This is a genomic window from Odoribacter sp. Z80 (assembly GCF_009935865.1).
GTDB lineage: Bacteria > Bacteroidota > Bacteroidia > Bacteroidales > Marinifilaceae > Odoribacter.
This window is the reverse complement of record NZ_QWEL01000001.1, coordinates 394,854-418,106: the sequence shown is the minus strand read 5'-3', so window position 1 is coordinate 418,106 and position 23,253 is coordinate 394,854. Positions and strand designations below refer to the sequence as shown.

Sequence of the window (23,253 nt, the reverse complement as noted above, 5' to 3'; positions counted from 1 at the left end):
GATGAAGAAGGTTTTGATTTTGAGTATCTTGCTGGGAATAGCCTTGTTTTTCCCGAAGCAAGGAACTGCCCAGAACCGGCAGAATCAGGTTCGGGAACAAAGTGTAAAATATCAGCGCCTGATGGCTTTGATTGACGCTTTTTATGTGGATACGGTGAATTTAGAGCGGTTGACGGAGGATGCTATAGTAAAAGTATTGGCTGAATTGGACCCGCATTCGGTATATATATCCAGGGAAGAAGTACAGGAAATGAATGAACCTTTGGAAGGAGGTTTTTTTGGTATAGGCATTCAGTTTAGTATTCTTAGGGATACTTTAATGGTTGTTGCAGTAGTTTCCGGAGGGCCTTCCGAGAAAGTCGGGTTGTTGGCCGGTGACCGGATTATTGCTGTGGATGGTGAAAATATAGCCGGAAAAAAAATCAGTAATAAGGAGGTCCGTTCTTATTTGAAGGGAGAGAAAGGTACGGCAGTCCAGGTAAAAGTATTGCGGGGAAAGGAGCCTTTGGATTTTAAGATTATCCGTGACAAAGTTCCGATTTACAGTATTGATGCGAGCTATATGCTGGACGAAACAACCGGTTATATTAAAATTTCCCGTTTTGCTGCTACTACTATAGAGGAATTTGAAACTGCATTGAAGAAATTGCAGGCCGAAGGCATGAAAGACCTGATTTTAGATTTGCAGGGGAATGGTGGCGGTTATATGGGGGCTGCCATAGGTATCTCCGATCACTTATTGGATAAAGGCAAGATGGTTGTTTATACGGATGGGTTGTCTTCGGGACGGCGGGAAGAGTATGCGACGGCAGCCGGTTTATTCAAAGAGGGAAGGGTGGTTGTATTGATAGACGGTAATTCTGCTTCGGCCAGTGAGATTGTGTCAGGAGCGATTCAGGATTGGGACCGGGGACTTATTGTAGGACGCCGTTCTTTTGGTAAAGGGTTGGTGCAGCATCAATATCCTTTGACGGACGGTTCAATGGTACGCTTAACAATTTCTCATTACTATACGCCTTCCGGACGTTGTATACAGAAACCGTATGGCGGAGGGGAAGAGGCCTACCGGGCGGAACTCTATAACCGCTACCAGAGCGGAGAGTTACTATCGGCAGACAGTATAGAAGTGAATGACAGTTTGAAGTATTATACTAAATTGGAACACAGGACGGTATATGGAGGCGGAGGTATCATTCCGGATGTTTTTGTTCCAATGGATACGACTGTCAATTATCTGTATTATAACCGCTTGATGGCTAAAAATGTAGTGGGTGAATATGTGACTAATTATGTGGACAAGAACCGGGGTGCATTGCAGAAAAAATATCCCGATTTTGATGTGTTCAATAAGAATTTTAGTGTGACCGATAAAATGATAGAAGAGATTGTGGAAGCCGGAGAGAAAGCCGGTATCTTTCAGGATAAGAAATGGTTTGAAGCGCAGTTACCTGCTTTAAAACGGCAGGTGAAAGCATTAATTGCCTGGGATAGCTGGGGAATGGACAGAATGTTCCAGATTATGAACGGAGACAATGAGTTGTTGAAGCAAGGGTTGAAGGTTCTTCGGGACGGGACATATGAAAGAGAATTGGGAAAGGATAAAAAGAAGGCCTATTGACGGAAAGCAGGTGTAGTTAATGTTTCCGGTTTCAGTAAATGGGAAGGCAGGTATTGGGGATGGGAGGACCGTGAAGGGCAAATGTCAATACCTCCCCGTCTGGTATATAAACAAGTGACAACCAGGATTTCAGGTTGGAAAAGTTCATAAAGTCTTTGGTAGACCATTTCGCAAATTTCTTCGTGAAAGTGGTTTTCGTTCCGGAGGGATACAATGTATTTCAGAAGAGAGGCCGGCGCAGGTGTCCGGTTGGCTTTCAAATGGATGTAGATGGTTCCCCAGTCCGGTTGCGAAGTGATTTTGCAGTTGCTTTTTAATAAATGACTGCCTACTTTTAATTCGCCCGGCACGGTAGTGATGTTTTCACTTAAATAAAGGGGATGTTCCTGGTAGATGGAAAACCGGAGGTCCGAAGTATATTCTTTGTTTTCCAAAATCTCAAATTCGGAGAAATCATTCGGCGGTAGGAAAGGGGTTGTTTTGTGGAAATATACTTTTACCGGAGTCTCCAGCAGGCAACCCAAGTCTTTTTCTATAGTTTGAGTAAATTCAGCAATTCCTTCTTCCGGGTTTTTGCCCAGGGAAGTCATATTATAAGAGCCCAGATAAAGTTTTAGTGACTTGCTTTCGACAATGAATTTGCTGGTAGAAGGGTATACAATTTTCAGTATTCCGGTAATTGGCATGCCGTTGTTCAGTAAGAAACTGGCTTCGTAGGCATGCCAGACATCATAACCACAGAATAATTTATCGGGTTCATAAATACCGTAAATTTCCCGGTTCAGGGAACGGGGGACGGCAACGAGGATTTCCGGAGAGTAAGATTTCGGATAGGATATGGATTTTCCTAATAGTTTGGCTTCTTCTGACATGGGAGTCCCTCTTAAAAATTCTGCATATTATAAAGTTTTGTATATATCCCGTTTTGTTTCAGCAATTCGTCGTGAGTACCTTGCTCAACAATCTGTCCTTCCTGGAAAACACAGATCAAATCTGCGTTTTTAATGGTAGACAGTCGGTGGGCTATGACGATGGAGGTCCGGTTTCTCATTAAGTTGTCGAGTGCTTCCTGTACCAGTTTTTCTGATTCTGTATCCAAGGCTGAAGTTGCTTCGTCCAGGATCATAATAGGCGGATTTTTCAGTACAGCCCGGGCAATACTGAGGCGCTGGCGCTGTCCTCCGCTCAATTTCCCCCCCCGGTCTCCAATGACTGTCTGATACCCGTTTTCCGTTTGCAGGATGAAGTCGTGGGCATTGGCAATGCGGGCTGCGTTTTCTACTTGTTCCTGAGTAGCATTTTCCACCCCAAAAGCGATGTTATTGAAAATGGTATCGTTGAATAGGATAGGGTCCTGATTTACATTTCCCATGAATTCCCGGAGGGTGTTGAAAGACAACTGCCGGATGTTTATACCATCTATGGTAATTTCTCCTTTTTCTACGTCGTAGAAACGGGATAACAAGTCTACAAAAGTGCTTTTCCCTGATCCGGATTGGCCAACCAGTGCTACTGTTTTACCTTTGGATATGGTTAGGGTGATGTCTTTTAGTACTTGTTTGTTTTCATTGTAGGAGAAGCTGACGTGGTTGTATTCAATTTTATCATTGAATTGGCGGAGAGACAGAGGAGATTCGGGTTCTTTTATGGAAGCTTCCGCCGCCAATATAACGTCAATTCGTTCCATGGCTGCGAGGCCTTTCTGAACGCTGTAATAGGCATTTGTCAGATTTTTTGCCGGATTGATAATAAGGTAAAACAGGGCGATATAGGCTATAAATTCTTCGGCAGTAAGGGAACCTTTTTGTTGAAGCACCAATGAACCGCCGTACCAGAGTATAATGACAATAACGATTGTTCCTAAAAACTCGCTCATCGGATGTGCTAAAGAACGTCGGCGCATCAGGCGGTTTTGGATTCGTCTGTAAGATTCGTTTTCTGCAGAAAATCTTTGTTCCATTTTGTCTTCGGCATTGAAGGCTTTGATGATTCTGAGACCGGAGAGAGTTTCTTCTATGAGCGCAAGGATTTCCCCCATTTTAGTTTGTCCTTCCCAGGACCGTCGTTTCAGGTTTTTACCTATTTTTCCGATCAAGGCTCCCATGATGGGTAATAATATGAAGACAAACAAAGTTAGCTGCCAACTCATAATAAGCATGGTTGCCAGATATACGATAATTAGTATCGGGCTTTGAAAGAGCATATCCAGAGAACTCATCACGGAGGCTTCTACTTCCTGAACATCCCCTGTCATGCGGGAAATAATATCTCCTTTCCGTTCTTCAGAAAAGAAGGGAAGGGGGAGGGATAAGATTTTCAGGTAGATTTTACGCCGGATGTCTCGGACTACCCCGTTCCGGATATAGATAAGCTCGTAGGCTCCCAGATAGGCGAATCCTGTTTTCAGTGCTGTTGCCAATACAGCTATGCTTCCTACGAACAATAAGGTTGCAGAAGGACCATATACATGTTTGATGAGGGTCACATAGTAATTGAACATGTGTTTCAGGCTGTGGGAATCCAATGCAAAAGGCACTTTGTCCAATACTTCTTCCTGATTGTTGAATATGATTCCCAGCACAGGAATCAACATGGCAATGGATAGGCTCCCGAACATCGCATGCAGGAAGTTGTATATTACGCTTTTGGCAACCCGGATTTTGTAGGGAGGAATAAATCTTTGGAGTAGGTGGATCAGATCGTGCATAGAAAAAGATTAAAGGGGGACAAAGTAACAGTGGTAACAAAGTCGGCAGGACCGGTTGAGGCTGGCGACTTTGTTACTTTGTGTTATTTAAATCCCAGTATAATTGGAGGGAGTGATTTGTTTTAATTGTTTTTTCAGTTCGCTGGAAATTTCAAGAGTATCGATAAATTCGGCAATGGATTCCTGTGTAATCCGGTTGTTTGTGCGGGTGAGTGCTTTTAGTGTTTCGTATGGGTTGGGATAACCTTCGCGCCTCAGTACGGTTTGGATGGCTTCAGCAACTACTGCCCAGTTTTTTTCCAGGTCTTTCTGGATGGCCTCTTTGTGGATAATCAGTTTGTTCAGTCCTTTCAGAGTAGATTTAATCGCTATGACGGAATGTGCCAAAGGTACTCCTATGTTTCTGAGGACGGTGGAGTCTGTCAAATCCCTTTGCAGGCGTGAAATCGGCAATTTATTGCTCAGGTGGTCGAAAATGGCGTTGGCTATGCCCAGGTTACCTTCCGAATTTTCAAAATCTATGGGGTTTACTTTATGAGGCATAGCGGATGAACCCACTTCTCCGGCTTTGATCTTTTGTTTAAAGTAAGTCATGGAAATATAGGTCCAGAAATCGCGGTCCAGGTCAATGATGATATTATTTAAGCGTCTGAGATTGTCGAACAGAGCAGCAAAGTTGTCGTAGTTGGAGATCTGGGTGGTATAGCTTTCCCGTTCGAGTTGCAGTTTTTCTGAAAGAAATTTGTTTCCGAATTCTGCCCAGTCTATTTCCGGATAGGCAATGTGGTGTGCATTGAAATTGCCGGTTGCTCCTCCGAATTTTCCGGATATGGCGACTTTTTTCAGTAACTCGAGTTGGCGGCGGAGCCGGTAGATAAATACGTTAAGTTCCTTACCCAACCGGGTGGGTGAAGCTGGTTGGCCGTGGGTTTTCGCCAGCATGGGGACTTCTTTCCATTCTTCCGCCAGTTCTTCCAATTTTGTAATCAGGTCTTCTATCACGGGATAGTAGACATCGTGGACGGCGTCTCTGAAAGAACAAGGAATGGCAGTGTTATTGATATCTTGAGAAGTCAGTCCGAAGTGGATGAATTCTTTATATTCCTGAAGGTTCAATCCGTCAAATTTTTCTTTGATAAAGTATTCGACGGCTTTTACATCGTGATTGGTGATTTTTTCAATATCTTTTATTTTCTGGGCATCTTGTAAAGTGAAATTTCTGTAGATTTCTCTCAGTTGTTCAAATAAGGTATGATCGAATCCCGCTAACTGGGGTAGAGGAACTTCGCAGAGGGAGATGAAATATTCAACTTCTACAGTTACCCGGTAGCGAATTAACGCGCTTTCTGAAAAGTAGTTGGCTAAATTTTCGACTTTATCTCTGTATCTTCCGTCTATGGGTGAAATTGCTGTCAATGGTTGCATAATAAATATCTGTATTATATTGGTTTCTGTAACTTGCACATGCCTGTTTTCAGACTGGACAAAAATATAAAAAATCAATGGAATAAACATGGAAAAAGTTTACAAACTCATTGGGGTGTGGTGGTTGATGTTTATAAAAATAGGGTTACATTTGTCTGTTGTATTTAATGATGGGGTTATGGGATTTATCAAAGGAATTCAGGTTTATGGAGAAGCTTGGAAAATTTTATTCAGCCGGCAGTTCCGTTATTTTTTGTGGTTTCCTGTGCTGATATTAGCGGGGTTGTTTTTCGGTGGCAACTGGCTCATCAATGAGTTGGGCAATGGCTTGTATGGTTTGGCAGAGCCTGTGTTGCAGGAGTGGATAAACGGTATTAGCTGGTTGCAGTGGATGGGCCGTGCAACAGAGATTGTGATAAAGGTCATCCTTCGTTTGCTTTATTTTTTCCTTTTCATTTCTTTCGGTGGGTATCTTCTTTTAGTGGTCATGTCGCCGGTGTATTCCTGGTTGTCGGAGAGAGCGGAGGTTTATTTGACCGGCAGGGACTATCCTTTCAGCTGGCGACGGTTGTTCTGGGAAATTTTCAGGGGTATATTGATTACTTTGCGGAATATGTTCTGGCAGTTATTGATTTATCTTTTCTTTTTGTTTTTTTCTTTTATTCCTTTGATTGGATGGATTTCTCCTTTGGCCCTGTTTGTGGTTTCGGCTTATTTCTACGGTTTTTCGTTTGTGGATTATGCCGTTGAACGGAAACGCTATAATGTCCGTCAAAGTGTTCGGTATGTAAACCATCATATCGGGATGGTCACCGGAATCGGAGCTGTTTTCGCACTTGCTTTGATGATTCCCTGGGTGAGTATTGTGGTTTGTAGCTTTGTTTCCTTGCTGTCTGTTATTGCCGGTACGATTGCTGTGAATAAACTTCAATCTCCGCTTCCGGAGAAGCAAGGGGATTGAAGTCCTTTATTTTCAGAATTGAAGCAGCATGGCGCCGCAAGAGTAGCCACCTCCGAAAACGGTGAGTCCCACTAAGTCTCCGGTTTTGATTTTGCCGATGTTTTCCGACAGGGAAATAGCACAACTGGGACTTCCCGTGTTGCCTCTTTTTTCAATATTCGTCAGAAAATGTTCTTCCGGGATTCCGGTTTGTTTGGAAATGTTTTTGATGATGCGTTGGTTGGCTTGATGAGAAGATATCCATTTCAAGTCGTGTATGGTTTTGTGGTAAGTTTTGGTTACTTGTTCCAGGGCTTCCACCATATAATGACAAGCGTTGATAAACACATCTCTGCCTTCCGGCATTCCAATTCCTCCGTTTCGGGGACGTAAATACACTGCTTCGGCTGCTTTTCCGATATGTCCTAAACCGCAGGTATATATATCAATGATTTGTGCATCGTGTCCTGTATAGTTTTTTGCAGAGATAAAGACGGCTACTGCTCCGTCTCCCCATAAATGTCCGCTTTGGGGGTCTGTTTCATTGGCATAAGCTGAATTGTGTTCAGAACCGATCACCAGGGCTTTTGATGCTTTTCCCATGGCAAAATATCCTTGTACTATTTCCATTGCGTTGATAAAGGAAGAGCAAGCTGAAGATACACTGACACATTTGGCTTTTTCAATGTTAAAAAGGCGTTGGACAGTATGTGCCGGTGTTGATACTGTATCATAGGGGGAATAAGTTGCTGCTACAATTAAATCTGTTTCTTCTATGGGATAGGGAAGGTCTTTTGCTGCGAGTTCCACCGCTTTGACAGCCATGGTATTTGTGTTTTCGTTTTCTTCGGCCTTGCTACGTGTTTTTATGCCTGTGCGGGAATAAATCCATTCTTCTTCTAATCCGTTTACTGCTTTGAAATAGGAGTTGGGTACGACGTTTTTGGGCAAGTAATGGGCAATCTTATTGATATACAATTCCATAGGTTAATTAGTATTTTTATTAGCTGTTTCAGGATTATTTCCTGTGCTAACAAGAAATATGCCGAATCAACTTTTGTTTAATATTCCGTTAAATAACAAATCAACATATTCCCGCAAGGATTGGTAATTTCTTTTTCTGTGCCCGATGATGATAAAAGGTTGTTCCAGGCTTTTGAACATAATGAGCAGGTTTTTGGCAAAGGAGGCCGGATCATTGATACTGAAAATGCCTTGTTCTTTACCGTTTTGTAAAATTCTCATCAGCAATTGCCGCTCTTTTATGTCTATTCCTTTTCTTAATTGTTCAACCCGCAGATTGTTAAAAATAAAATCGTAACGAATATATTTATTTTGTCTGACCAGATTATCAATGACATTGAAACGTGCTAAAATGTAAAGTTTCAGTTTGCGGTCGGGAGAAAGAGCTGAATCTGCCGCCTTCTGCAATTTTGCGTTGATGGTTTTTACCTGGTCTTCTACTACGTATTGATATATTTCTTCTTTGCTTTTAAAATGCATGTATAACGTACGGCGGCTCATGTTTGCGGCACTGGCGATATCGTTCATGGTTGCCTTGTATACACTTATTTCTGCAAAAAGAGATTTCGCTACATGGATGATTTTATTTTTGGTTCTACTTAATTTTGTTTTCATAGGGCTGTTGTGAAAAGAATTGCACAATCAGCGAAATTTTGTGCAATAATAGTTATTTTTGAAATATTTTCCTACAAAGATAACTTTATTTTGTCAAACCAGAGGCATTTTGTGGAAGAGATCATTGCCGGAAAAAGGACTTGTTTTTATGACAAAAATCATGTTTTTTGGGAAAACGTTGTGGTATATTTGTACGCTGATCCGGAGGTAAATGTTGCTCTTTCGGGGTTTATTAAAATAAATGACATGAATGTTATGAAAGTTTCTTTTTATAAGGAGAAGATATTTTCAGCCGAGTGGTTTCAGACGTATGCCACTCTTTTTCTGGGTTCTTTAGTGATTGCTACGGGGTATACTTTTTTTATGACTCCTTACAAGATTGTACCCGGTGGAATTTATGGTATATCGACTATATTGAATCATAAAGTGGGGTTTCCGATCGGTATGGCTGCTTTGTGTTTCAATTTGCCCTTGAGTTTGATCAGTATTAAGATTTTAGGCAAGCATTTTGGTTTGAGAACTTTTATTTGTTTTCTGTGGGTGGCTATGTTTGCGGACGGATTGCCCTGGATGTTGGAGCATGTATTCGGATATACGCATGCTTTGGCCATAGACCCGCTTCAATTGGTGCCGGAGGGAATAGACAATCCTGATGCTGCCAAGGAAGGAGTATTGCTGGCCAGTGTTTTCGGTGGGGTAGTCATAGGGCTGGGTGCCGGTTTGATACTGAAAACCCGTTCCTCCAGTGGGGGAACTGATGTGTTGGCTTCCGTTCTTCATAAAGTGACCCGAAAACCTTTGGGGATGATGCAGATGACGGTGGATTCCGTGATTGTGATTCTGGGTTTTATTGCTTTTCCGGACTGGAAGACGCCTTTTTATTCTTTGATAACTATTTTTATCATGGGAAAGGTGATTGATATTGTTCTGGGAGGGTATTCTAGTGATAAAACTTTTTTTATTGTTTCTGAAAAGACAGAGGAAATCAGGAAGTTTATTTTGTCTGAACTGCATCGGGGTGGTTCTATTGTTCCGGTAAACGGTATGTGGAACCGTGTGGAAAAAGAAATGATTATGACTGTGGTTCACCGGAAAGAGCTGTCTACCTTACGAAAGGGAATAGCCCATATTGATCCGAATGCTTTTACTATGATTTTAGATGCCAAAGAGATTCTGGGGCAGGGATTCAAAAGGTTTGAGGAATAATAAACCGGGTTATTTTTTACGGAACGGGGCGGTTACTCTTTCAAAAATGCCTTGGATGTAAGCGAGTGTCATTCCATAATTGCTTACGGGAATACCGGCGTTGATGGCAGGCTGGAGGAGGCAGTGCAGTTGCCGGGTAGTCATCATACAACCGCCGCATTGGATGATCAGGGTATAGTCGCTCCAGGGGGATTGAGGTGTTCCGGAACCGGCAACGAAATCGAAGTTCAGGTGTTTGCCGGTATATCTTTGCAGTAAAGCAGGTATTTTTATCCTTCCGATGTCTTCGCAGGAGACATGATGGGAACAGGATTCCAATAAAAGAATACGGTCTCCGTCCCGGAGCTTGTCAATGGCAGGGGTACCTTCAAGGTATTTTTTAAAGTTTCCTTTTCCGTGAGCTAATACTATGCTAAAGCTGGTTAAAGGGATTTCTGGAGGTATCAGGGCTGCGACTTCTTTGAAAGCCTGGCTGTCGGTGATAACCAGATCCGGCCGAAGGGAGGAACGGGTAAAATAGCTTTCTATTTGTTGGGGTTGCATCACGAGGCTGATGCATTGCCGGTCCAGGATGGTTCTCAGCATCTGGACCTGGGGTAAGATGAGGCGTCCTGTAGGGGCCTCGGAATCAATGGGGGTAACCAACATCACCATATCCCCCGGTTGAGTCAGGCCGTTCAGTAATGATTTTTGTCCGGCGGCGGGAATTATCCGGCTGATGGCTTTAATTAATGTGTCAGACCGGGATTCGTAAGCGGAAAAACGGATGACCGGAACGTTATATTGGGTGGTTAAAAAATTTTCAAGTTCTGTGCTGAGCGGCTGGAGGTCCGATTGGTTATGTACAATCAGAAAAGGTTGTTTGCCGGTTTGAAATTTCCGGATAAGCTCTTTTTCATATTTTCCGAACCGGTTGTGAGTAATAACCAATATCCCTGCATCTGCCTGTTGTATTGCCTCAAGAGTTTTTTCTATGCGTAGGGTTCCCAATGTGCCCTTATCGTCAATGCCGGCTGTGTCGACAAATATAACGGAAGCCACTCCCGGAATTTCATAGCTTTTTTTGACTGGGTCGGTGGTCGTTCCCGGTGTGTCAGACACGATGGCTTTGGATTGTCCCAGAATGGCATTGACCAGAGAACTTTTGCCTGTATTCCTTCTGCCAGTAATGACGATATGAACTTTATCCATGCTATTTGTATAAATTTATTTCATCCTCAGTAATGACAGGACTTCCTAAAATAATCAGGCGTTCGACGACGTTACGCAATTCGCGGATATTCCCGGACCATTCGTAACTTTTTAGTCTCTCCAGGCCTTCCGGAGTGATTTCTTTCCGGGCAATGCCCATGTCCGTGCAGATCGTTTCCAGAAAATATTTTACCAGTTCCGGAATGTCTTCGGGACGGTCTTTGAGAGAAGGGACCTCAATGATAATCACACTTAAACGGTGGTATAAGTCTTCCCTGAATTTTCCTTTGGATATTTCTTCTTTCAGATTTTTATTTGTAGCAGCAATGACTCGTACGTCTACGTTAATGTCCGTATCACTTCCGATCCGGCTGATTTTGTTTTCCTGGAGGGCCCGCAGGACTTTGGCCTGGGCTTCGAGGCTCATGTCGCCGATTTCATCCAGGAAAAGTGTTCCTCCGGATGCCATTTCGAATTTTCCTTTTTTTTGTTTGATGGCGGAAGTGAAAGAACCTTTTTCATGTCCGAATAATTCGCTTTCAATCAGTTCGGAGGGAATGGCGGCACAATTGACTTCTATGAAGGCTTTGTCGTGGCGGTTACTTTTTTCGTGCAGTTGGTGGGCTACCAGTTCCTTGCCGCATCCGTTCGGTCCGGTAATCAGGACACGGGCATCTGACACGGCAACTTTGTCAATCATTATTCTGATGTGTTCCAAAGACTGGGAGGTACCGATCATCTCATATTTTTTACTGACTTTTGTTTTCAGGGATTTTGTTTCCTGAAGCAATTGACTTTTGTCCGTTGCATTTTTTATGGTAATTAATATCCGGTTTAGGTCCAAAGGTTTTTCGATGAAATCGTAGGCTCCTTTTTTGATGGCTTCTATGGCTGTTTCTATCGTACCGTGTCCGGAAATCATGATGACCGGCGTCTCCGGTGTAAATTCTTTTATGCGTTGCAGGACCTCTATCCCTTCTATTTTCGGCATTTTAATGTCGCAAAACACTACTTCCGGTTTATCGGATTTTACGGCAACCAAGCCTTCCATACCGTTTTCGGCCAGTATGACTTCGTGGCCTTCAAAAGACAGGATGTCTTTCATGGAGTTGCGAATACTGCGTTCGTCGTCGATAACAAGAATTTTAGCCATTTGGATTCATTTATGAAATTTACAAAAATAAAAATAAAAGCCCGGAATAAAAATCCGTCAACCTGAAATTTTCCCGATTCCGAAAATGGAAGATTTCCGAATGTACAAATGTTTTCATAAATTTGTACCTATTCAGAACTGTTGTTTTATTTAAAATATGACTATGAAATATATCGGGACTCTGTTACTTGTTTTTTTCTTCCTGATCGGTTCTGACAGTTTGGGTCAGCGCAAGAAGGTCGGACTGGTTTTGAGTGGAGGAGGTGCAAAGGGGGTTGCTCATATCGGGGTTCTGAAAGTATTGGAAGAAGCCGGTATTCCTATTGACTATATTTCGGGTACCAGCATGGGGGCTATTGTCGGAGGGTTGTATGCAGTGGGGTATAATGCCAGGGCGCTGGATAGTATGGTACGGGTTCAGAACTGGCCTTTTTTACTGAGTGATAGAGTATACCGGGATAACCTTCCTTTCTCGGAAAAAGAGATCAATGGGAAATATCTGATTTCTTTGCCTTTGGCTCAGGGAAAAGGTTTGACTGTGCCGGCTGGTTTTGTGAGCGGGCAGAATATTTATAATTTATTTTCTGAGCTGACGATCGGCTATCATGATTCAATAGCGTTTAAAGATTTACCTATTTCTTATGCTTGTGTTGCCGCCAATATGGTTAACGGCAAAGAAGTAGTTCTGAAAAGCGGTAGCCTGCCATTGGCTATGCGGGCCAGTATGGCCATTCCCGGGGCGTTTGCTCCGGTTATTCTGGATTCGATGGTTTTGGTGGATGGTGGTATTTCCAACAATTTTCCGGTGGATGTGGCAAAGGATATGGGAGCTGAAATTACTATCGGGGTGGATTTGAGTATGGGATTAAAAGGAATGGAAGGGCTTAATTCTATTATGGGAATTGTAGACCAGTTGACTTCTTTTATGGGAATGCGGAGTTATAATAAAAACCGGGAGAGTGTAAATTTATATATGAACCCGGATTTAAAAGGATATTCCGCTGCGAGTTTTACTCCCGAAGCAATTGACTCCATGATTCTTCGTGGAGAACGGGTGGCCCGGGCCAATTGGGATAAAATAATGGAATTGAAAAAACAAATCGGGTTAGAGGAAGATGAGAGTGCTTCTCCTCATATCGAGAATCCTTTTTTAAGAACGGATACACTCCGTCTCGGTACTATCTTTATCGAAGGGATAAAAGAAACTGATGAGCGGTGGGTTCGCAGGCAAATCGGTATTCGGGAGTTTTCAACGATTACCTTGAAAGATTTGCACCGGGCCATTGCTTTTTTGTATGGGACCGGTGCTTTTTCGCATGTCAGTTATGTTTTGAACGGGGATGACTTGTATGACCTGACTTTGAAATTGAAGGAAAAACCGGCCAGTTCCCTGAATCTGGGTTTTCGTTTTGATTCGGAAGAGATGGCTTCGATTTTGCTCAATACAACTCTTTCCCACAGAACACTGAGAGGTTCCCGTCTTTCTTTAACCGGCCGTTTGAATAAGAATCCTTATGCTTTGGTGGAGTATTCTTTCGGGAATACCTTTCTGAGGAAGGTGGGCCTTTCTTATATGTATAAATACAATGACATTAATTTATATGAACGGGGAGTAAAGGTGGATAATCTGACTTTTTCCTATCACCGGGCGGATTTAAGCATGTCGGATATTTATTTGCGGAATTTTAAATTTTTGATTGGCTTGCGGTATGAGTATTTTCGTCTGATGTCTAATCTTTATAATTCCGATTATCTGCCGGACCGTATTTCTTCCAAGGGCTTTATCAGTTATTATGCTTCGGCTCATTTTGATACTTACGATAAAAAGTATTATCCGGATAAGGGAGTATCTTTTAAAGCGGAATACTCCTTGTATACTGATAATATGGTGAATTATGAAGGCAGGACTCCTTTTTCTGCTCTGATGGTTGATTTTGAACCTGCTGTGCGTCTGACCCGGCGGGTATATCTGATGCCTGCTGTTTACGGCCGGGTTTTAATCGGCCGTCATGTGCCTGCTCCTTATTTGAATTGCATGGGAGGAGAGATGGCGGGCAGATATTTTAGTCAGCAGTTGCCTTTTTATGGCCTCCGTCATCTGGAGTTGTTTGACAATTCGTTGTTGGTCGGACGTTTGGCTTTGCGTTATCGTCTGGGAGCCCGCCATTATGTAATTTTAACCGGAAATTATGCCCGTCAGTCTGAAAATTTCTGGGATATTCTGAAAGAAGGAAATAATATCTGGGGCGGGGGTGCCGGCTATGCATACAATAGTATTATCGGACCTATCAGTGTGACATTTGGTCTGTCGGATTGGGATACTAAGTTTGGCGTTTATTTTAATTTGGGGTATTATTTTTAATGATGTACGATTATGAAAAAATATATTTTTAGTTGTATTGTGCTGGGGGTGTTGTTGGGAGGTATGGGGTGTAAGAAAGCGGTGACGTATAGATATACCGAAGGGAAAATATACGGTACTTTTTTTCATATATCTTATGCTTCCCAGGAGGATTTAGGGCAGGTTGTGAGGCAGGAGATGGAGAAAGTGAATGAGTCTTTATCTATGTTCAATTCCCGTTCTGTGATTGCCCGGCTAAACCGTAGTGAAAGTGACAGCACTGACATGTTATTTCGCAGGATGTTCGATCAGGCTGTAAAAGTAAACCGAGCAACAGAAGGTGCTTTTGATATTACGATTGCTCCTTTGGTAAATGCCTGGGGATTTGGAGTGGAAAATTTTACTTTTCCGGATTCCGCTCGGATTGATTCTTTACTGCCTTTGGTGGGGATGGAAAAATTGGAGGTCGTGGATGGCAAGTTACTGAAAGCCTGTCCGGGGATGCAGTTGGATGCGAGTTCTATCGCCAAAGGATTGGGTGTGGATGTGGTAGCGGAATTTTTTGATTGTAAAGGGATAGAGGATTATATGGTTGAAATAGGTGGAGAGGTGAGGGTAAAGGGAAAAAGCAGCAAAGGGAGGGCCTGGCGGATAGGCATCGATCGTCCTGAAGAGGGGAACGTTGTTTCTGACCGTCCATTGCAGGCTATTGTGGAAATAACGGCCGGGGCTTTGGCTACTTCCGGAAATTACCGGAATTTTTATGTTCATGAAGGGAAAAAATATGCCCATACTATAAATCCTAAGACCGGTTTCCCTGTTCAGACCGAAGTGTTAGGTGCTTCCGTCTATGCCAGGGAGTGTATGGAAGCTGATGCTTATGCTACAGCTTTTATGGTGCTGGGATTGAAAAAATCGCAGGCTATTATAGAACGGACTCCTGGGATGGAAGGTTATTTGATTTATGAGGAAGAGGGAAAACTGAAGACATGGATGTCGGAAGGAATGAAGAAGCTCATGGAAGGGGCGGATTAGGAGAGAAATGTGCCGGAGGCAAGGGTGAAGAACTATGAAGAGAATCACGATATTAATCATTATACTGTTTGTAGCCGGGAGATTGTGGGCTCTGACCTGGAGTTTGGCGGTGGCGGATTCTGTTGTCAGGGATTCCTTGCAGACCGATTCTTTAGAAAAGAAGGAGGAAATGATATTGCATTCTTATACGGAGAAAGATACCGTTTTCCCCAAACTTTATCCCCTGACTTTTCGTCAAAAAATTCCTTTGGTATATTTGCCGGATAGCCTGATCAGAGATAGTCTGAGGTATGAATATACTAAAATAAAAGATTTTGCCTATCGGGCGAAATGGACCAAGGAATTGTATAAGCTGGTGTTTGTAAATCCCCGGCCCGGGCGTGTCAATGTGATGAGGACAGAGAACAGTGAACAGCGCTTCCGGCATTATGTCGGCAAACGAATCCATGATATTTCAATAAAGGTGTTGCCGCCCTACGGTACAAGTGTTTATGATACGACTTATTCCGAAGAGGATATGGGTTGGTTGAAGACACTGGCTAATAAAACCCATATGCGGACGGCTGAGGGGGTTATCCGGAAACAACTGACTATTAAGCCGGGGATGTTATTGAGGCCTTTTGAGCTGGTGCAAAACGAAATTTTATTACGTCATCTGGATTATATAGATGATGCCAATTTTATGATTTCGGAGGTTGCTTCGGATACGAATTCCGTGAATATTGTTCTGATATGTAAAGACCAGTTGTCCTGGGGGGCTTCGATAGAATCCAATTTCCTGAATTCGTTTGAGTTGGGGCTTGAAAACAAGAACTTTCTGAAATTGGGCCATGTGCTGAATTACGAGTTCAGTTATCGCGGAACGAAAGAAAAGAAGTGGGGAAATATTCTGGAGTACCGGGTGAATAGTATCTGGGGATCTCATATTGATGTCTGGGGATATTATCAGAATGATTATCGGGAAAAAAAGATTTTTGTGAGTGTGGACAGGGAATTTCTGACCTCCCGGATGAAATGGGCCGGCGGGGTGGCGGCGGGTCGGGTTTATTATTCGAATGATTTGCCTGACCGGAATATGAATCGTTTGGAAGAATTATTTAATTATCATTATCAGGATGTGTGGTTGGGAAAATCTTTTTTATTGCCTGTCCGTTATAGTTATAATCAAAACCTCTATTGGACAGCCCGTTTTTTTACGACTTTATTTAATAACAGGCCCGTTGTGACAGATGATACCAATCATCTGTATTATAACCGCCTGGATTATTTCGGGGCTCTCACTTACACTAAAATCAAATATTATAAGGCTAATCTGATTTATGATTTCGGTCGTACGGAAGATATTCCGACCGGTCTTTATTTGAGTGCTATTCATGGTTTTGAAAAAAGTGAATTTGCCAATTACGGTTATCTGGGATTGGAAGGCCGGTATTCGCATTTTAACAGAGTGACAGAACGATTGTATGGTATAGAGGCGGCTTTGGGGTCTTATATCGGAAAAAACGGGTTTGAAAGGGGAACGTTCAGTATAGGAGGTATGCATATCAGCGACCTTTGTGATTGGGGGAGTTTCAGGTTTCGTTTTTACAATGATGTGCATTATATGCGGGGAATCCGACGTTCTCCCGGGGATTATTTGTATATAGAGGAGGCAGATATCCGGGGTTTTTCTTCAGATACTTTGCGGGGGAACCAAAAATTGTCAGTCTCTTTAGCCACTACCTTTTTCCTGCCCTATATCAAGAAAGGGTTCAGGACCTCTGTTTCTTCTTTTGTCGATTGGAGTGTCATAGCTGATGAGGATAGGCATATCGCCCAGAGTAAATCCTACTGGGGAATCGGTGTGGCTTTGAATTTGAGAAATGATAATGTCGTGTTAAAGAATCTGACTTTCCGTTTTACTTTCTATCCGACTATACCCGAAGATGGCAGAAATATTCAGGCGATATTGTCCGGGCGAAGAAGAGGCGGTTTTTATAATTACCATGTAACAAAACCACAGGTGATACGGTATGAATAGAAAATAAATGGATTGATTTATGGGAGAGCTTACCTCGTCCGATATCTGGTTTGGTTTTATCATCACTTCAATAGCTTCCGTATCGACTTTTTTAGGAGCGATAACCTCGTTGTATTTCAGGCGGGTTAATCAAAGTACGTTGGCTGTAATATTAGGATTTGCGGCTGGGATTATGCTTTATACCGCATTTATGAAACTGATGCCTGATGCTGTAAGTATACTTTCTTCCCGTCTTTCGTACAGAGAAACAAAATTGCTTACGACTTGCTGGTTTTTTGTAGGTATCGTGTTGTTGTATCCTTTGGGATATTTGGTCTATATCTGGAAAAGGCAGGAAAAACGGCAGTATGATGAGTCGATGTTGCATTACCGCCGGGTTGCTATTCTGGTGGTGCTGACCATTACTGCACATAGCTTTGTAGAGGGATTGGCTACTTTTTTGTCTTATCTGGCAACTCCTTTGGTGGCTGTTCCGTTGGTGATATCAATTATTGTACATAATTTTCCTGAAGGGATGACTATCGGGGCTTTGTTTAATAAGATCAATACTACGATGGAACGGCGTAAAGCCGTGTATTATAGTATACTTGCTTCTCTTTTTGAACCGATAGGTGCTGTTGTGTCTTATTTTTTTATATTGAAATATTCCACACCGGTATTAAGCGGAATCCTGAAAGCTTTTCTTGCCGGTTTGCTGGTAGCAACGGCTTTAAACGAATTGATTCCTAATTCTCAGTTAAAAGGAAGCCGCCGTATTTCCGTCCAGAGTATTATTGTGGGAATGTTTATCATGGGGATGGTTTTAGTTGGCGGAGCTTACCTTTAATTTTGTTGTATACTGTTTTTTTTGTCTTTTTTGCGTTTGAACAGCCGTTTGAAGAAACCTTCTTTGGGGTTTTCTTCCGGTTCGGAGATGTGCTGTTTTTTTTCAAGTTTATGGTTTGTGATTCGGTCCAGAAGGTTCAGGTGTTCTTTGAATTCCGGTATTTCCATTTCCTTTTCCGTTTCATATACAGCCATAGGGAAGGAAAGGGTTTGCCACCTGCTGTATAGGGGGTCCTGGAGGCATTTTTTCATAAATTCTCCGAAGATGGGTAGGGCCATATTGGCTCCTTGCCCTAAACGGGTACTGTTGAAATGGATATTCATATCATTGGCACCGACTCTTATTCCCACCACCAAATGGGGATGATATCCGACGAACCATCCGTCAACCTGATTTTGTGTTGTGCCGGTTTTTCCGGCTAATTCGTTGCGCAGGCCGTAGGTTGTTCTTAGTCTTTTTCCGGTACCCTCGTTGATGACAGCCGTCAACATGTTGTTCATAAGGTTTGCTTCTTTTCCCGGCAGGGCCTGCCGGGAAGCAGGAGGTGTAGCCTGATAGATTATTGTCCCGTCGGATGTTTTAATGTTTTCCAGATAATAGGGGGATAAAAGTTTTCCGGAATTGGCAAAGCAAAGGAAAGGAAGTATCATTTCTTTTAAGGGAATGTCTGCAACTCCCAGGGCCAGAGATGGATAAGCAGGTAACGAGGAGGTGATGCCCAATTGTCTGGCATGGGAGATGACCGTATCTATTCCGGTTTGCAGGAGTACTTCGACGGCTATGGTGTTGATGGATTTGCTTAAAGCTCCCTTTAAGGTGTAATATCCTTCGTAGGTATTATCGGAGTTACGTGGGGTCCAATTGTCGTATTCCGGATAAGTTTTCTGCTCATTGGCATAATAGGCATCCGAGCGTGCTCCGTGAGCAATGGCTGCACTGTATACGACGGGTTTGAAAACTGACCCGACCTGACGGGGGGCTTCTACCTGGTCGTATTGGAAGTATTTGTAGTCTAATCCACCCACCCAGGCTTTAATTTTTCCAGATTGAGGTTCGACTGCAAGCAAAGCCGGATGCAGGATTTTAAGATAATGTTTAATGGAGTCTACGGAAGAAAACTCTACATTTATTTCTCCTTGGTAAGGGCTATAAATGAGCATTGCCTTTTTTTCATTCATGCGCTGAAGAATTTCCTTGTCGGTAAGTCCCTGATTTTTTAATCTTTTAAAAATGAGGCTATTTTGAATGGCATTTTTTAAAATGTGAGGATGTTTGTCCCAGGGTTCCTTTTTATTGAGGTGTGTGTAATAGCTGTCCTGCAGGTTGCGCATGTGAGCGGAAACGGCTTCTTCTGCATACCGTTGCAGTTGTGCATCCAAAGTAGTTGTTAAGTGGAGACCATCTTTGTACAGGTTATAGTCCGTACCATACGTTTCGTTATAAGCCTGAATGATTTCCTGGGCTTCCCGTCTGATTTTTTCTCTTAAATACGGAGCCAGACCGGAATAGTGGGTAACGACCTGATGCTGGAGTGCCAAGTCCGATTGTTTTAATTCTTCGCCGTTTTCTTCCGGGATAAAATGGTATTTTATCATTTGCTGAATCACTGTATTTCTCCGTTGTAAAGCCCTTTCGGGATGTAGGCGCGGATTGTAGCGTGAAGGTCCTTTCAGCATGCCGATCAAAGTTGCTGCCTGGGGAACAGTTAATTCGGATGCAGAGGTGGAGAAGTATTTCTGAGCAGCACTTTCTATGCCGAAAGTGTTTTCCCCGAAAGACACCGTATTCAGGTAAAGGGTTAGTATCTCATCTTTGGTATAGATGTTTTCCAGTCTGTGGGCGGTAAACATTTCTTTTATTTTTACAATAGGAATGAAGGTGACCTGTTGTTCCTCCCTCGGATAGAGATTTTTGGCCAGTTGTTGGCTGAGTGTGCTTCCTCCGCCTGAGTTGCGGTGACCCAGGAGAAAGGTTTTGAAAAACACCCTTAGCATGCTGATTTTATCTACTCCCTCATGTTCGTAAAAGCGGATATCTTCTGTGGCAATTAAAGCATTGACGGCGTTGGGGGATATGTGTTTAAAATTTACGTTGGTGCGGTTTTCAATGTAATATTTTCCCAATAATTCTCCGTCTTCGCTATAGAGGAGGGAAGCTTCGTCGTTCCGGATGTTTCTCAGTTCATGGTAATCAGGTAATTTGCCCCACAAACCGGAATAAACGGAATAGACCAGTAAAATACCGGTGAGGATTGTTATTGCTATAAGGATGAGAGCATATTTGAAAATTCTTCTGTTTCTGGTGGAACGGGAAGGCTTTTTTTTATTTTTTTTCTTGGGAGGCATAGATTGAAAAATTAGAAAGTTACGGTAAACGCGATGGTCAGATTACTTTACCGGGATTTTTTTTAATGAAATCATTCCAGGATTTACAGGTTTCTCCTTCGGGTAAGAGGGAATTACTGCTTTGTAAATAATGGCAATAGGCAATAGCGATAGCGTCTGTTTCATCCAGCATTTCTGACGTAGTCCGGATTGTCATGAATTTGGACAAGAGCAGAGCTATTTGTTCTTTGGAGGCTGTTCCCGAACCGGTAACGCTCATTTTTATTTTGCGGGGAGCATATTCAAAGATAGGAATATCCCGTTGGAGGGCTGCCGCAATTGCAACTCCCTGAGCACGTCCCAGTTTTAGCATGGATTGTACGTTTTTGCCGTAAAATTGCGCTTCGATGGCTAATTCATCCGGATGGTAGGCGTCAATGACTTGCAAGGTTCTTCTGAAGATTCGTTGCAACTTGAGATAAGGGTCCGTTAGTTTATCCATATCCAATACGCCCGACACAACGAGTTCCGGTTTTTGACGGTTGCCGGTAATTTTTATAATGGCATATCCCATAAAATTTGTCCCGGGGTCTATCCCCATGATGAATCGTTCCATATGCTTATATTTCGGTTAGCAAACTGCTGAAACAAACGTATTGCCCGGTAAAATTCCGGATAACCTTTTCTTCTAATTCTGCCAGACAGTGATGGAGAAAATACTGTTGTTGTTCCGGTGACTCAAACACCATCTGCAGGGAATAGGTTTTGCCTTCCGGTTGGTCTATTGATACTTTGCTGAAAATGATGTCATTACATAGCCTGTAATTCCGAAGAAGGGGAAGATAATCTTCTTTCATGAAAGAGAGCCATTCCTGTTCTATGGTATCGTTTATGATGTAACTGGTATTGTAGATGATTCGCATTTTTTACGTTTTTTACGTCAAGTCATTATAGAATGTTAGGGGATTTCGCGATACCGTTTGCCGGCTTCAATGCTGTATACACTTCCGGAATATTCCGATACCAGCAGTTTATAAAGTTCCCTGGCTTGGGAGAGGTCTTTCTGGCGGACGTGTATATTGGCCAGTTGGTAGATGGCTTCGGCCTGAATATGTGGTTCGTCGGAATGTTTTTTTAAACGGGTCAATAGTTCAATGGCTTCCGGATAAAGATTTTGTTCGCTCAGAATCTGTACTTTCTGTAAGGTTGCCCGGGCTGCAATGCCTGCTGCAGCGTATTGTGCCAGACTATCTAAAACAGGTAAGGCCTGGGCATGCTGATGTTTGTAGATGAGATATTCTGTACGGGCCAGTTGTATGAGTTCACTATTTTCGTCGTTTTCCCGGTAGTTCAGATTGATAAAGTGGGACATCAAAATGGCATCGTTGGAAACAAGTTTGGTGGTGGCTCCTTTCAGTACGTCAAATTGTGCTTTCGCCCATAACAGGTCTCCGGCATAATATGCCAGCCAGGCTTTTTTTAATTTGGCTTCATAGCCTATATCGTTGTTGGGGTTGGCCTTTTCTATCTGGGTGTAAAGAATCGTCGCTTCCCACGGATTGTCCATGAAAGCTAATAAGTCAGCCCGTTTGGATTTCAATTGGTTGAGGGTATTTGTATTGAGGTACCTGACTCCGATGCATTTTCGCAGAATGGCGTCGGCTGTATCGGGTTGTTGCAGCCGGTAAGCATACATATCCGATAACAGGAGGGCTACATCTATGTTGGCAGAGGTATAATGATATTCCTGTAAATAGTTTTCGCAATCCTGGGCAACCTGGTGGAAGAGGGAGGGTTCTGCATGTTCATGTTGGTATTTGGCATATTGGCAATTTAAAATTTCTTTGCGGGCCGAAATATAGAAGTTGTTGTTCTCCTTTCCTTTTTCCAATACTTTTTGATAAGCCTGGACGGCGATGTCGTACTCATTGGCATCGGCCGCATTGCGGCCTACGTTGCAGAATAAATGGAGTTTATTTTCTAATTTCTCATTCAATAAAATGGCATGTTGTAAGGCTGTCGGATAATTTTTCTTTTGTAGGGCATACCATACTGCCAGTTCGTCGAAAATAGGGTTATACTCTTTTTCTTTCAGGATTTCCGCCAATCTTTTTTCAATGGCCTGGTCGACATTGTTGACCATATCATAGGAACGGGCAAAATTGAGTTTGGAAGTGATGTTGTTGATGTTGTCCGGATGGAGTTGTAAATCCTTTAAAAACAAGGTAAGCATGTTTTCATAGTCTCGTTGCATCATGTAACAATCTCCTAATTCATTTGTAAAAGCATCGTGTTGTTGTAGTAATTCCTGTCCTTGGAGATATACTTTTATAGCCCATTCGTATTCGCGGATGTTTCGGAATTTGTACCCTAAGTTCCGGATGTCAGTGGCTTGCGGAATCAGTGCTTTAATTGCTTTTTCGTAATATTCCTGTGATTTTTTTGATTTTCCTTGCTGTTCATAGATGTAACCCAGATTCAGGAGAAAGTCTTTGTTTTTATTGTCTGTTTTGAGGTATTTTTTCAGCACTTCTTCGGCCCGGTTATATTGTTTACCGTTGATTAAGCATATAATGTGATAATCCAGATAGCTGGAGGAACGGGTCCGTTCATAAAGTTGCAGGAATAATTCGGCTGCTTTTTCGTATTCTTTATTTTGATAATAGGAATAAGCTAAGCGGGAATCGTTTTGCTGGGCCTGAACGGAAAATGAAAATAAAGAAACAAGAAGAATAAAAACAAATTTCATATCTCAGTCTGATCTTTTTGCAAAGATAAGTTTTTCATTGAATTCTTCTTTATCAAAAAAGGTAAAAGACCTGAATGCCT

Annotated in this window: 18 protein-coding genes; 7 read left to right on the top strand and 11 right to left on the bottom strand. The window is 42.6% G+C overall.

Going from position 1 to position 23,253, the window contains the following annotated elements:
• Position 1 precedes the first annotated feature (1 nt).
• The gene (locus D1136_RS01765; protein WP_161875920.1) at positions 2–1,618 is read left to right on the top strand and encodes a S41 family peptidase; all 1,617 of its coding nucleotides are present in this window, start codon (positions 2–4) and stop codon (positions 1,616–1,618) included.
• Here D1136_RS01765 and D1136_RS01760 read toward each other — a convergent pair.
• The 3 genes from D1136_RS01760 to purB all read right to left on the bottom strand — a co-directional run bounded on the left by D1136_RS01760 (position 1,612) and on the right by purB (position 5,750).
• On the bottom strand, positions 1,612–2,490 hold the full coding sequence (locus D1136_RS01760; protein WP_161875895.1) for an NADPH-dependent 7-cyano-7-deazaguanine reductase QueF: 879 nt from the start codon (positions 2,488–2,490) through the stop codon (positions 1,612–1,614). The two genes, D1136_RS01765 and D1136_RS01760, sit on opposite strands and share 7 nt — an antisense overlap.
• A gap of 11 nt (positions 2,491–2,501) precedes the next feature.
• Positions 2,502–4,325, bottom strand: coding sequence for an ABC transporter ATP-binding protein (locus D1136_RS01755; RefSeq protein WP_161875894.1), 1,824 nt, complete (start codon positions 4,323–4,325; stop codon positions 2,502–2,504).
• Positions 4,326–4,412: 87 nt separating this feature from the next.
• Entirely contained in the window at positions 4,413–5,750 is a 1,338-nt protein-coding gene (gene purB / locus D1136_RS01750) for an adenylosuccinate lyase (RefSeq protein WP_161875893.1), read from the bottom strand.
• Positions 5,751–5,838: 88 nt separating this feature from the next.
• Here purB and D1136_RS01745 point away from each other — a divergent pair, with 88 nt between their 5' ends.
• Positions 5,839–6,711 (top strand): EI24 domain-containing protein, encoded by an 873-nt coding sequence (locus D1136_RS01745; RefSeq protein ID WP_237566952.1) that lies wholly within the window; start codon positions 5,839–5,841, stop codon positions 6,709–6,711.
• A gap of 12 nt (positions 6,712–6,723) precedes the next feature.
• Here the strand turns inward: D1136_RS01745 and D1136_RS01740 are convergent, their stop codons facing one another.
• On the bottom strand, positions 6,724–7,674 hold the full coding sequence (locus D1136_RS01740) for a 3-oxoacyl-ACP synthase III family protein (RefSeq protein WP_237566951.1): 951 nt from the start codon (positions 7,672–7,674) through the stop codon (positions 6,724–6,726).
• Positions 7,675–7,740: 66 nt separating this feature from the next.
• Positions 7,741–8,328: a TetR/AcrR family transcriptional regulator gene (locus D1136_RS01735; protein WP_161875892.1), complete on the bottom strand. Its 588-nt coding sequence runs from the start codon at positions 8,326–8,328 to the stop codon at positions 7,741–7,743.
• 246 nt (positions 8,329–8,574) lie between these two features.
• Here D1136_RS01735 and D1136_RS01730 point away from each other — a divergent pair, with 246 nt between their 5' ends.
• Positions 8,575–9,534: a YitT family protein gene (locus D1136_RS01730; RefSeq protein WP_161875891.1), complete on the top strand. Its 960-nt coding sequence runs from the start codon at positions 8,575–8,577 to the stop codon at positions 9,532–9,534.
• 9 nt (positions 9,535–9,543) lie between these two features.
• Here D1136_RS01730 and hydF read toward each other — a convergent pair whose 3' ends face one another.
• Both hydF and D1136_RS01720 read right to left on the bottom strand, forming a co-directional pair.
• The gene (gene hydF, locus D1136_RS01725) at positions 9,544–10,725 is read right to left on the bottom strand and encodes a [FeFe] hydrogenase H-cluster maturation GTPase HydF (RefSeq protein WP_161875890.1); all 1,182 of its coding nucleotides are present in this window, start codon (positions 10,723–10,725) and stop codon (positions 9,544–9,546) included.
• A gap of 1 nt (position 10,726) precedes the next feature.
• Complete coding sequence (locus D1136_RS01720; protein WP_161875889.1) at positions 10,727–11,878, bottom strand: sigma-54 dependent transcriptional regulator; 1,152 nt, start codon at positions 11,876–11,878, stop codon at positions 10,727–10,729.
• A 157-nt stretch (positions 11,879–12,035) separates the two neighbouring features.
• Between D1136_RS01720 and D1136_RS01715 the strand changes: the two genes are divergently transcribed.
• The 4 genes from D1136_RS01715 to D1136_RS01700 are packed head-to-tail and all read left to right on the top strand — an operon-like array spanning position 12,036 to position 18,100.
• Entirely contained in the window at positions 12,036–14,240 is a 2,205-nt protein-coding gene (locus tag D1136_RS01715; protein ID WP_370461304.1) for a patatin-like phospholipase family protein, read from the top strand.
• Between the two features lie 12 nt (positions 14,241–14,252).
• On the top strand, positions 14,253–15,254 hold the full coding sequence (locus tag D1136_RS01710) for an FAD:protein FMN transferase (RefSeq protein WP_161875887.1): 1,002 nt from the start codon (positions 14,253–14,255) through the stop codon (positions 15,252–15,254).
• Positions 15,255–15,288: 34 nt separating this feature from the next.
• Entirely contained in the window at positions 15,289–17,274 is a 1,986-nt protein-coding gene (locus tag D1136_RS01705) for a hypothetical protein (RefSeq protein WP_161875886.1), read from the top strand.
• A 19-nt stretch (positions 17,275–17,293) separates the two neighbouring features.
• Positions 17,294–18,100 carry a ZIP family metal transporter gene (locus D1136_RS01700; RefSeq protein ID WP_161875885.1) on the top strand — a complete coding sequence of 269 codons (807 nt, stop codon included), beginning with the start codon at positions 17,294–17,296 and terminating at the stop codon, positions 18,098–18,100.
• Here the strand turns inward: D1136_RS01700 and D1136_RS01695 are convergent.
• Genes D1136_RS01695 through D1136_RS01680 form a run of 4 tightly spaced genes read right to left on the bottom strand, consistent with a single transcriptional unit; the run spans position 18,097 to position 23,173 of the window.
• Entirely contained in the window at positions 18,097–20,445 is a 2,349-nt protein-coding gene (locus D1136_RS01695; RefSeq protein WP_161875884.1) for a penicillin-binding protein 1A, read from the bottom strand. The genes D1136_RS01700 and D1136_RS01695 overlap by 4 nt on opposite strands.
• 37 nt (positions 20,446–20,482) lie before the next feature.
• A complete protein-coding gene (gene ruvC / locus D1136_RS01690; RefSeq protein ID WP_161875883.1) occupies positions 20,483–21,040 on the bottom strand; it encodes a crossover junction endodeoxyribonuclease RuvC in 558 nt (185 codons plus the stop codon).
• A 4-nt stretch (positions 21,041–21,044) separates the two neighbouring features.
• Positions 21,045–21,347 (bottom strand): DUF4286 family protein, encoded by a 303-nt coding sequence (locus D1136_RS01685; protein ID WP_161875882.1) that lies wholly within the window; start codon positions 21,345–21,347, stop codon positions 21,045–21,047.
• Between the two features lie 35 nt (positions 21,348–21,382).
• Positions 21,383–23,173, bottom strand: coding sequence for a tetratricopeptide repeat protein (locus D1136_RS01680; RefSeq protein WP_161875881.1), 1,791 nt, complete (start codon positions 23,171–23,173; stop codon positions 21,383–21,385).
• Positions 23,174–23,253 lie beyond the last annotated feature (80 nt).